Raw genomic sequence first — 11,972 nt, 5'->3', positions numbered from 1 at the left:
CAAGAGGGTGGCCTGCCGGGATGGCGTTCTTGGAGAAACATTCGGCTCCGGATTTCGAAGTCATTTCGGATGAGGGTACTCATACGATACGGCTTAGCGGAGACTGGGCCATCAATACGCTGGCCGAGGCAGAAGCAATCCTGCCACGGCTCGACGTGCCCAAGGATCGCATGATCTGCATCGACGCCTCGCGCATCGGCAGCATAGACACGTCGGGTGCCTGGCTGGTGCACCGCATGCGCGGGTCCCTGGAATTCGGCGGCGGAAGGGTCGAGATTTCCGGCCTGGACGAGAAGCGACGGTCGCTATTCGAGGAGCTTGAAAAGCATCATCCTCCTCACTGGAAGCCCGAGCGTCACCGTATTTCGATTGTCGGCTTTCTCGAAAAGGCCGGACGCCAGATGGAAGGGGTCTGGCACGATCTGCTCGCCATGCTGCATATCCTCGGCTCTCTCGGGACCGTTCTGGCGATGGTGGTGCTGCAGCCGCGCAGGCTCAGGGGGATCTCCGTCGCCGTGCAGTTCGACCGCTCCTGCATTGGCGCCGTTCCGATCGTCGCGCTGATGAGTTTCCTCATCGGCGGCATCGTCTCTCAGCAAGGTGGCTTCTATCTGCGCCAGTTCGGGGTAGAGATCTACGTCGTCGATCTTGCCGGCGTCCTTGTGCTGCGTGAGATGGGAGTCATCTTGACGGCGATCATGGTGGCCGGCCGGTCAGGGTCGGCATTTACTGCTGAAATCGGCGCGATGCGCATGCGCGAGGAAATCGATGCGCTGCATGTCATCGGCCTGAGCGTCACCGAAATCCTGATCCTGCCGCGAGTGCTGGCGCTGATGATCGCGCTGCCCGCACTGACCTTCATTTCCGATATTGCATCACTGTTCGGATCGGGCCTCGTCGCGTGGAGTTACCTGGACATTCCGCCTCAGGCCTTCATCAGTCTTCTGCATCAGGCGATCACGATCGACACGCTCATGGTGGGCTTGATCAAGGCACCTTTCATGGCCCTGATCGTCGGTTTGATCGCCTGTGTCGAAGGCCTGAAGGTCTCCGGTTCGACTGAATCCCTTGGGCGTCACACGACCATGTCTGTTGTGAAAGCGATTTTCCTTGTTATCGTGGTCGACGGGATCTTTGCCATTTTCTTTGCGTCTATTGGGGTCTGAGCAGTTCATGGGCAGCGATGAGGTCGATCTGGAGACCCTCCATGCATCCCGTGAGCGGGACGCGGATGCGGATATAATTCTGTCCGCACGTGACATCACCGTCGGCTTCGGCTCCAAGGTCATCTTGCAGGATCTGAACCTGGACGTCCGGCGCGGTGAAGTGCTTGGTTTCGTCGGCGGATCGGGCACGGGCAAGTCCGTGCTCATGCGTACGATTCTCGGGCTCAATCACAAGCGAAAGGGCACGATCGAGGTCTTCGGGCAGGATTTGTCTTCTCTGAGTTCCGAGCAACGCCGCAACGTCGAACGCCGGTGGGGTGTGCTCTTTCAGCAAGGGGCTCTGTTTTCCTCGCTTACGGTGAAACAGAATATCCAGGTCCCCATGCGCGAGCACCTCGACCTTTCTCCAAAGCTGATGGACGAACTGGCGACGTTGAAGATCGAGCTGGTCGGTTTGCCGCAGGATTCGGCGGACAAATTTCCCTCGGAGCTGTCAGGCGGCATGATCAAGCGTGCAAGCCTGGCCCGTGCCCTTGCCCTGGATCCCGATCTGGTATTTCTTGATGAACCGACATCCGGTCTTGATCCGATCGGCGCGGCCGCGTTTGACAAGCTGATCGCGAATTTGAGCGAAACCCTCGGGCTGACGGTCTACATGGTCACTCATGACCTCGACAGTCTGCATTCGATTTGCGACAGAATCGCTGTTTTGGGGGAAAAGAGGGTTCTGGTCATCGGCACCATTGATGAAATGATGAAGAGCGACCAGCCCTGGGTTAAGTCTTATTTCCGGGGCGAGAGGGCCCTGCGCCGTGTTGAAGGCTGAGTGATGGAAACCCGTGCGAATTACATAATCATCGGCGCCTTCATGATGGCGACGCTGATCGGAGCGTTCGGTTTTGTCTACTGGCTCGCCGCTACGGCTGAAACGCGTGAAAACGTGTTCCTGCGGATCGTTTTTCCAGCGCCGGTCACCGGGCTGCCGATCGGTGGCAAGGTCCTGTTCAACGGCATTCCCGTCGGGGATGTCAGTTCACTTGATTTCGATATCGAAAACCCGAAGGTGGTGATCGCCACCGTTCGTGTGAAGCCTAAGACACCCCTGCGTACGGACACGGTCGCAACGCTGAACTTTACCGGCCTTACCGGTGTTGCCTATGTTGACCTGAATGGCGGAAGTCTCGATGCGCCGCTTCTGCTGGATCCGGATTCGGCCAGGATCCCGGTGATCAAGGCTGAACGCTCCCTGTTCGACGATATTGTCGGCGGGGCGCGCGACGTTCTGAAAAAGGCGGATTCGACGATGTCCACCATCGATAGTCTGCTTCAGGAAAACGGCCCTGCTATCGGCAAGACGGTGCAGAATGTCGAAGCTTTCTCCGGCGCTCTTGCCCAGAATTCTGAGGGGATCTCGGACTTCATGGCCAACCTGTCCAGTATGAGCGACGCCATTTCAAAGCTCTCAGGGCGGATGGAGAACCTCGTTGTCGAGGGCGAACGGCTGCTTGCTGCCGTTCCTTCTGACAAGGTTACCGGCATCGTTGGAGACATAGAGCGCTTTACGGCAAGTCTTGCAGAGTCCAGCAATGGCATCGACGCGCTGATAGCGGATGCCCAAGGCGCTGCGGCAGAGCTTCAAACATTCACCCAACGCCTGAATTCGGGGATGGACGGTGTCGAGAAACTGATCGCTTCGGTCGATTCCGAGGCCATCGACAAGGTTGTTCAGGGCGCTGCTGCGCTCGGCGAAGTAATCGAGAAGCGCACCGGGGACATCGACAAGGTTATTTCCGCTTCGGCCGAGACCATGGACAACCTCGCACAGGTTTCAACGACGATCCGCTCGCATGACGAGGCGATTGGCAGCGTGCTTGCTGACAGCCAGGCGGTGATGAGCAAGGTCAACAGCATCGTCGAACGTGGCGCCGCGATTGCCGATGCAGTGGATCCGGCGAAGGTTTCCAACGTCGTTGCCTCGGTCGAGACGTTGAGCCGGGATCTCAATGCATCGCTCGCCAAGGTCGATGCGATCGTCGCCAGGGTCGATCCTGAAAAGGTCGGCCAGATGGTCGACAATGCGGATAGTGTTGTCGCAAACATTCGTGCCCGCGAGACCGAGATCAATGAAATCATTGCGTCTACCCGCGCGACGATTGCCAATTTCGAGCATGTGTCCGGAACGGTTCGTGAAAAGGAAGACCGGGTCGTCGCACTCGTGGATGATCTGCGCATTGCCGCAGACCAGTTCACCCAGACGTTGCGCGATGCCAACGGGATCATCAAGGCAGTGGATCCGCAGAAGGTGGCCAGTATTGTAGGATCCATCGACAACGTGACCGGCGGCCTTTCCGGCAACAAGCAGAGCATCGATGAAATGATCGCCTCTGCCCGTACGGCGGCACAGAACGTCGAGCAGATGACGGCCGACCTGCAGAAGCGGACGCCTGATGTCGACCAGATCATTTCCGATGCAAAGGAAATGACGGCGACCCTCAACGCAACTTCAGTGCGGGTTCAGGGCATCGTCGACCAGGTCGGAACCATGGTGGAAGGCGATGGAGAAGGCCTGATTGTCGAAGCGACCCATGCCGCCAGGTCCCTACGCAAGGTAGTTGCCGCATTCGAGACGCGGGCCGACTCGATTGCAGGCGGGCTTTCAAAGTTCGCGAACCAGGGATCAGCAGATTTCGCCTCGGCGATGTCTCAGGTGAACCGAACGCTCGTTGCCATCCAGCGTGCCGTCGAGAATTTCGACCGTAGCCCGAACCGGGTCATCTTCGGTGGCGAAGACGTCCCGACCTATTCAGGGGGGCGGCGGCGCTAGTTTCATGGGTAGTGTAAAGGGTATCATTCCGCGTGGCGCGGAAGAGGGGAGCGTTTCAGGGATGGCAATCGAGGCAGGCAAGGGCAAAACGACCCGGCGCGGCGCTCTGTTCCTTCTGGGCGGCGGTCTCCTGCTGGCCGGATGTGCGGGCAATGCTCCGTCGGCGCTCTATGGACTGAATGCGGCCAGCTTCGAGGCGGTCCCCGGACGGTCACGTGCGGTTCAGGTTCTGGTTCCGCGGCCACGGGCACTCAAGGCGCTTGATTCCGACTACATCGCCGTTGTCGAGAACGGCATGATCTACAGCTATTTCCCGCAAGCAGCCTGGACCGATGCGCTGCCGAACGTCGTCCAGGCAAAGATCGTGGAGACGCTTCAGGGAACCGGCCGTCTTCGCGGCGTCGGAGTGCCCGGTGAAGGTCTCCTGATCGACTACCAGCTTCAGACCGAGGTCCGCTCCTTCGAGCTAAGGGTCGATGGCGCCAACCGGGGATTGGTCGAGATTTCGGCAAAGCTTGTCAATGATCGCAACGGACGCACGATCGGGACCCAGGTTTTCAGGGCGGAAACGCCGACCGGCGGGTCCAGCGTGGATCAGGCCGTTGCGGCCCTGAATGCGTCTGCAGACAGGGTATTCACCGACATGGCTTCTTGGATCCTGCAGCGCATTTGAGGGTCAGGCCGTCCTGACCGTCGCGTCGAAACGCTTATTTTCGCGGAGGATTCGGCGCAACCGTAAAGCGGGCTGCGAATGCCCGTAGAACCGGACTGCGAACGGAAACGTTTGACCTGCTCTCGCGCCAGACAACGAAAATCCCCGATCCGATGATTACCGCCGAGCCAAGGCCGACATAGATGTCCGGGCTTTCCTGAAAGAAGAAAAAACCGAAGACGGTCGCCCAGAGGATCTGACTGTATTGCATGGGAGCGATAACCGCTGCCGGAGCAGAACGATAGCCAGAGATGATACAGAACTGCGCGATGACCGACAGAAAGCCGAGACCGGCCATCAGCGCGAGATCGGAAAGGCTCATCGGACGGTAGATGCCCGGAAGCAGAATGCCCATGGCGATCATCGACAGGAGCATGGGGTAGAGGATCAGGACGGCGGAGCGTTCCTCGCTGCCAATCCTGCGCACGATCACCGAGGCAAGGGCACTGGCGCAGGCAGACGTCAGCGCCGTGATATGGCCGAGTGTCAGCTCGCTGGCACCGGGGCGCAAAACGATCAGCACACCGCAAAGCCCGACAACGACCGCTGCCCAACGTTGGAGCCGGACAACCTCGCCAAGGATGGGAATCGAGAAAACCGTGATCAGCAGGGGCGCGGCGAACAGGAGCGAATATACTTCCGCCAGGGGCAAGACAGTAAAGGCGTAGAAGCCGCAGGAAAGTGCCAGGATGCTCAGCCCGGACCGCGCCAGAACGAGCCAGGGATGGCGAGGTCGGAAGTTGTCCTCCTTCCGGTCGGCCAACATGATCACCGACATTGGCACGAACGCGAAGAGCATGGCGAAGAAGATGATCTGGAAGACCGAGAAATTCGCTCCCAGATGCTTCGTGATCGCATCATGCGTGGCGTAGAAGGCAAAGCCGACAAATGCGATGCCCAGCCCCAAAACCGGGGAGGAAGATGGCTTGGTCATGAGCAGAGAATGGCCGGAATTAAAACGATTCAGTTGCGATCAGGATTTGTTTCTTTGGCCGTCAGGTCAAGGGGGCAGGGTGCAATCGCCCAGATTTGTGTCTGTCGGAGATCATGCGAGTTAGTCGGTCGGCAGAGATAATTGCTCCCAAAGACCTGAGGGGATCGGGTTGCCGAGGGCATACTCGAATGCGGAAACCGAAAGTTCGGCTGTATTTGCATCGCACCTGAAGTGAAGATCGTGCCAAATACCATTGCTCCGCAATGCCGCGCCCGCAGCCGTGACCGAGTTCCCGGCAATCATGACATCGCTCCTTGCGTAGGCGACGACCTTGTCAGGACTCAGGTCGGGCCGAACGAGTGCAATCTGCTCCATCGCTTCGGTGTTGCAGAGCTGCAGTAGGCGATCCTCGATATGGGTTTCCTGAAGCAGTTGACGGGCTTCCGAGTACCGCGAATCTTCAAGGACGCTCGCCGTATAGAGGCGCCGGGCGCGCGTCATTGTCGGAAGAGCAGGTGTGTCTCCACTTTCGTCCGGGCGCGGCTGATCGGTTGGATCGGCAGCGGAACGGGCGGACTTTTCTGGGACCGGCGTTCCTTTTGACTTTGCAGGTGGCGGAACAAGGTCGATGGTCAGGGCCTCCGCAGGTGGCGCCGTCCGATCGTCGTTGTCGATTTTGAACGCAGCCAGAAGGACGGCATGCAGAACAATTGCCGCGAGCAAGGCAATGGCAAAGCCGAAGTCGCTGGAGGCAGGATCGTGCCGACGGCTGACGGTCAGAAGCATTACGGCACTCCCGGAACAGGGGGGTGAGCTTCCCGGGTAGTATCGGTTTTCGGCTTATTGATGGCTTTGAAAAAGAAAAGGCGGGCCGAAGAGCCCGCCTTTGCCGTTCAGATGGATGGCTATGGTCGTTCGACTTAGTCGAGACGTCCGCTTGCATGAGCGAGCATGGTGTAGACCTTGCCCGTGTCGGAGCTCAGGTAGGTCTGACCCAGCATGTTGTCGCGGTCGTTGCGCGAGACCTGCGAGAGCAGCTGTTCGAAGTCTGCGACATAGCGTTCCACGGCATTGCGGAACTCCGGATCGCGAGCGTACTTCTGGCGGATCTCGTCGAAGGTCTGCTGACCCTGCAGGGTGTAGAGGCGGCGCGTGAAGACGTGCCGTTCGCCGCGCTTGTAGCGATCCCACAGATCCACGAAGGTCTCGTGATCGATTGCCCTTGCAATGTCGACCGACAGCGAGTTGAGGCTCTCGACGGTGTGCAGCGGCGAGCGGGTCTGACCAGCTTCCGCCTGGTCTTCATCGCGTGAGGCGCGGCGCAGCAGGTCCGACACCCAGCCCTTGCTACCGGGCTCCTGAGAAGCCGGCGCCTGACGACGCGGCTGCTCTGCTGCCGGACGCGGAGCCGGACGGCTCTCAGCGGCCGGCTGAACCGGAGTCTGTTGGCGAGCTGGCGCGGCGAAAGCCGATGCGCTGGCAACCTGGGCCGGGCGATCCTGCGGACGGGAGATATCCAGTGCGCTGGACTGCTTTGCGACGATGTCCGACAGCTCGGTCAGGGCGCGGATCTGTTCCTTGACCACCTTGCGCAGGGCCGCGGTGCTTTCCTCGGCCTCTTCCGGCAGGTTGAGAACGCCCTGCTTCAGCTCGTTGCGGGTTGCCTCCAGCTCGCGGTGTACGTCGCGGGCGACATCGCGCATCCGGGTTGCTGCCTCGCTGAAGCGTTCGGTCGCGTCGGACACCGTGCGGGTCATTTCCGCCATGATGTCGTCCTGGGCCGAGCGGATCGCGTCGCGTGCCTTCTGGCCTTCCATGCCTGCCGTGAGGCGCATGGATTCGAACTGCTCGGTTACCTGCTTGGTTGCAGCCTCGGCAGCGGCGCCCAGCATGCGGGCGGCATCTCGTGCCTTGTCGTCGGCTGTTTCCAGCGTCTCGGACAGGGTGTTGGTGAAGGAACGCATCAGGCTGTCGACAGCTTCCGTCTTTGCCAGGAGCGTGTCGGCGACCTGCTCGATCGCGGTCTTGCGATCGGCAACGCGGTTCTCGACCGAGCGGTTGGTTTCCTCCAGATGACGGGCAGCAGTGGACAGCTCGTTCGCATTGTCAGCGAAGCGGGCCGCCAGCGACTGGACGTCGGCGAGGGTGGTCTCGGTTACCGTGCGCAGGGCGTCCACCTGATCGGTGATCACTCCCGTCGAGACATTGGTCTCGGACACAGCGCGTTCGACAGCTGCGCGGAATTCGCCCGCACGGCGGCCGAGGTTGATTTCCACGTCCGCAAGGTTGGTGCCGGCGGAGGTGACGACCGTCTGCAGCATCTCGTTCGACTGGTTGAGCTTGTCGAGAATGTCGGAGACATCTGCCTCGAGACGGCGCTTGGTGTCGTTGAGCATGGTTGCAGCATGCTCGCTGCGCTCGTTGAGAGTCGCAACGATCCGGTCGCCTGCTTCGACGAGGGAGCGGGTCGCTTCCAGGCCGTTCTGGGCGAAGGTGTCGCTGACCTGCTGGCCCTTGACCGTGATTGCGTCCAGGATCGCCTTGTGGATCTCGGAAACGCGGCCGGTGAGGTCGTGGGCACGGGTCTCGATGGCAGCGATCAGCTCGTTGCCGTCGGTGCCGATCAACTTGGCCAGTTCGCCAGAACGGGAGCCGAAGGCATCGTTCAGGGTGTTGGCGGTCTCAAGCAGCTCTGCTGCAACCGCGTTGCCACGGGATGCCAGCATGTTGGCCGCGTCGTTGACGGCGTTGTTGACACGGGCGCGGATGACGTCGGCTTCGCCGGTCATCTGGCCGCGGATTTCTTCCAGCGTTGCCGCCAGGGTCATGCGCGCCTGTTCGCTCTCTGCCGACAGGTTGCCGGAGATCTCGGCGATGGTGCGCGACAGATCCGTACGGACCTTCTCGCTTTCGCCTGTGAGCGAACCGGAGAATTCGGCCAGCGTTCCGGCGTAAAGGGTACGTGCCTTTTCGCTTTCCGCCGCCATGGACCGTGCGGCTTCGCTGACTGCGGATAGCACGAGCTCGCGGATCCTCTCGCTTTCGCCAGACATGGAACCGGACGCCTGATGCATGGCCGAGGTGATGGCATCGGCCGCCTTCTGGCTTTCGCCGACGAGAACGCCGCGCGCCTCGCCAACGGATCCCAGAACAATCTGCCGCATGCGTTCGCCTTCACCCGAAAGTTTGGCGGTCGCGTCGGTCACCGTGCCGGTCACAAGGTCAACGGTGCGGCTGCGTTCGTCTGCGAGGGCATCCACGGCCTGTGCGACGGCATCCTTGATCATGTCGTGCATGCGGGTGCTTTCGGTGGAAAGCGTGCCGCCTGCCTCTGCAATGATGCCTGTCAGGATGTCGCGTGCCTTTTCGCTCTCGCCGGTGAGTGTGCCGGAAATGCTTTCCAGGCGCTCGTTGAGGACTGTTTCGAGCTGGCTGGCGCGGGTATCGAGTGTCTCTGCGACTTCGAAGACCTTCGCGCCGAGCGAGACGTTGATCTCTGCAATGCGCTCGGACAGGGACTCGGTCAGCTGCTCGCTCTGGTGGGCGAGGACAGTGCCTGCCTCCGCGAGACGGTTGTCGAGTGCCGTGGTCATCTCGTCCTGGCCCTCAACGAAGGCCTTGGCGATTTCCTTGGTGCGGGAAATCAGGGTCTCGCTGATCTGACGGGCGCGGTTGTCGAGGGTCTCGTCGATCCGCTCGGTGCCGCTGGTCATGGTTTCTGCGAGGTGCTCTGCCTTCTCGGTCATCGACGTTGCCGCGACATCGACACGTTCGCCGAGCGTGCGGGCAATTTCCTCTGCCCGGTCGGCAAGGGTGGTGCCGGCTGCCTCGACGCGCTGGCCAAGCTGGATCGTGATGGCGTCGGAACGATCCGCGAGGATGTCGGAGATGTTCCGGGTCTTCTCTTCCAGGGCTTCGGCGATGCCGGAGGTGCGCTGCTCGATCGCGTCGGACAGAAGGGCGGTCCGGCTCTCAAGAGCTGCTTCAAAGGAAGCCGTGCGCTGATCGAGGGTAAGATCGATCGTGTTGATACGGCTGCCGAGCGATGCATCCATCGAGTCGATGCGGGTCGCGAAGGTGTTGTCCAGTGTCGCAAGGCGCGAGTCGAGGGATTCCGACAGAAGCAGCGTCTTGGTGTCGAATGCTTCCATCAGTTCGCCGCCACGGCCGGAAACGATACCTTCCAGATCAGTGAGGCGTGAGGAGAGGCCATCCTGCAGGATCTGGCCACGGATCTCGAGCGTGTCGGAGATCTGGGAGCCTGCGGAATTGATGTCCTCGACGACGCGTGCGCCGCGCGAGCCGATGAGTTCGGCGAGCGACGTGCCGGTGTCTGCCAGCTTCTGGGTCAGTTCGGAGGTCTGGTAGCCGAGGCTGGCCGAGATATCGGAGGAAATGCTTTCCAGCGACTCGCGGAAGCCGAGGCTCTGCTGTTCCATGATCGCGGCCATTTCATTGCCGCGCGCAGCCAGGCGCTCGTCCAGTTCGGAGCCGTTGATCGAGATGGCGTTGTAGATCCGCTCGGAAATGGTGTCGAGTTTCTCGGCAAGCTCGCCGCCACGTACGGTGATCGTGTCGGTCAGGCTGCCGGCAGTCTCGTCCAGCTTGGACGCGATTTCACCACCGCGCAGGGACAGGTCGACCACGATAGACTCGCCGGTTCCACGAAGGATTTCAGCGACTTCCGTGCTGCGCTCGGACAGGGTCTCGACGATCTCGGCACCTTTGATGGAGATCGTGTTGGTGACTTCCTGACCGCGTTCGGAGATGCTTTCCACGACCCGGTTGCCGGTCTCGGCCAGAGAGGCGTCGAGATTGGTGACACGGCTGTCGACGGTGCTGATCAGCTCCTCGGTACGTGCTGTGACGGTGTCGATCAGGCGGCCACTGGTAAGAGACAGGTTGGCATTGATCTCTTCGCCGCGGGCGCTGATGGTTTCGCCGACGTTCGCGCCGGTGCTTTCCAGCGACGTGCGGAATTCGTCCGCCTTGGCGTTGAGGGTTTCGATGACGCGGTCGGAGGAAGAAGAAAGCGTCGCGTTGATCTCGGTGCCGCGGCTCGACAGCGTTTCGACGAAGGAGTTCGCGGTGGCTGCGAAACGCTCGTTGACCTCGTTGCCGCGGGACGACAGGGTTTCCCACATCTGGTTGCCTGTCTGGGACAGGTTGTCGACCAGATCGTTGCCGGTTGTGGTGAGGCGGGCGACGTAGTCATCGGCGCGTACCGTCAGTGCCTCGACAAGTTCGTTGCCGGACGTGGTCAGGTTGGCGCTGAGGGACTCGATGCGACCGTCAACTGCGGAGGTCAGTTCCTCTACGCGGGAGTTGACCGCATCCATCATGCGCTGGGTGGCGGAATCCACGGAGGAGCCGAACTCGTCGGAAGTGTTGGAAAGCTGCGAGGAGAAGGCTTCGTGGGCGCCGGAAATGGTTTCGCGGACGCGGTCGGCATTGATCTGGATGGCTTCGCGCTGGCTGACCAGTTCCTCGATCAGCGAACGGATCTTCAGCTCGTTGTCGTTGTAGGAGCGTTCCAGTGACGAAACCTCGTTGTGCACGAGCACCTCGAGTTCGCTGGCGCGGGCGATCGCACGCTCGATGCCGTCGCCCATTGCGGAGACTTCACGGCGGATGGCCTGGCCGACCGAAAGGATGGATTCCTTGGCCATGTCTTCCGGCTCTGCGAGGCGCAGGGCGACTTCGGTCATGCCACGGGCGACGATGCGCATTTCCTGCGCACGCCAGATCATCATGGCCATGACCCAGAAGAAGACGATCGGGACGATGATTGCGACAGCGGCGAGGATCAGGGCCGGGGAGGCGGAAAGCTGGCCGAGATCGGACAGACCGGAAAGCTGGTCGCCGAAGGAAGAAAGAGTGAGGCTGGTGCCGACGGTGGCCCAGACGACGGACAGAACGAGAGCAACCCAGAACGGTGCCGAAGACGGACGGCGCTGAAGCGAATAAATGAGGTTGCCGATGTTGCGGCGGTCGTCGTTTGCTGCGGGCGGACGGTTGCCGCGACCGCGCCGACGAGCCGGTGCATTGGCCTCTTCCTTTGCCGAGCGTTGCTCCTGGCGCTGGTTGGCAGATTGCCGTGCCGAATTGCGTTCGCTTGCCGATGCCTTGGGCGCCGTTTCAGCTGCATCGCTGTTCGCGCCGGGGCCGCCGAAGTCCAGCTTGAGCGCTTCTTCGACAGCAGACAGGGCTGCTTCCGCCGGATCTTTCACCTTCGGGGGATTTGCCATGATAGGATCGCCTCAGTTCCTTACTCATTACTATCGACGAGCGTCCCGTGTTCGGGTTCGCTCTTCGAATGCAATGGCCCTGAGAAAC

The 11,972-nt window shown here is 60.9% G+C and carries 7 protein-coding genes; 4 read left to right on the top strand and 3 right to left on the bottom strand.

Annotation, left to right across the window (positions count from 1 at the left end; all coding sequences use genetic code 11):
- Positions 1–20 precede the first annotated feature (20 nt).
- From ACN0SY_RS07470 to ACN0SY_RS07455, 4 genes are read left to right on the top strand one after another with little or no spacing between them, the layout of a single operon-like run.
- Entirely contained in the window at positions 21–1,166 is a 1,146-nt protein-coding gene (locus ACN0SY_RS07470; RefSeq protein WP_417685963.1) for an ABC transporter permease, read from the top strand.
- Positions 1,167–1,173: 7 nt separating this feature from the next.
- The gene (locus tag ACN0SY_RS07465) at positions 1,174–1,992 is read left to right on the top strand and encodes an ABC transporter ATP-binding protein (protein ID WP_417685962.1); all 819 of its coding nucleotides are present in this window, start codon (positions 1,174–1,176) and stop codon (positions 1,990–1,992) included.
- Between the two features lie 3 nt (positions 1,993–1,995).
- A complete protein-coding gene (locus tag ACN0SY_RS07460; RefSeq protein WP_417685960.1) occupies positions 1,996–3,990 on the top strand; it encodes an MlaD family protein in 1,995 nt (664 codons plus the stop codon).
- A 4-nt stretch (positions 3,991–3,994) separates the two neighbouring features.
- Positions 3,995–4,663: an ABC-type transport auxiliary lipoprotein family protein gene (locus ACN0SY_RS07455; protein WP_417685958.1), complete on the top strand. Its 669-nt coding sequence runs from the start codon at positions 3,995–3,997 to the stop codon at positions 4,661–4,663.
- Between the two features lie 34 nt (positions 4,664–4,697).
- Here the strand turns inward: ACN0SY_RS07455 and ACN0SY_RS07450 are convergent, their stop codons facing one another.
- The 3 genes from ACN0SY_RS07450 to ACN0SY_RS07440 all read right to left on the bottom strand — a co-directional run bounded on the left by ACN0SY_RS07450 (position 4,698) and on the right by ACN0SY_RS07440 (position 11,884).
- Complete coding sequence (locus ACN0SY_RS07450; RefSeq protein WP_417685956.1) at positions 4,698–5,636, bottom strand: DMT family transporter; 939 nt, start codon at positions 5,634–5,636, stop codon at positions 4,698–4,700.
- Between the two features lie 120 nt (positions 5,637–5,756).
- Positions 5,757–6,422, bottom strand: coding sequence for a DUF930 domain-containing protein (locus tag ACN0SY_RS07445; protein WP_417685954.1), 666 nt, complete (start codon positions 6,420–6,422; stop codon positions 5,757–5,759).
- 134 nt (positions 6,423–6,556) lie between these two features.
- The gene (locus ACN0SY_RS07440; RefSeq protein ID WP_417685953.1) at positions 6,557–11,884 is read right to left on the bottom strand and encodes an antitoxin; all 5,328 of its coding nucleotides are present in this window, start codon (positions 11,882–11,884) and stop codon (positions 6,557–6,559) included.
- Positions 11,885–11,972: the final 88 nt, after the last annotated feature.

It is taken from the genome of Roseibium sp., assembly GCF_048261595.1.
Classification (GTDB): domain Bacteria; phylum Pseudomonadota; class Alphaproteobacteria; order Rhizobiales; family Stappiaceae; genus Roseibium.
This window is presented reverse-complemented; position numbering and strand designations above follow the sequence as displayed.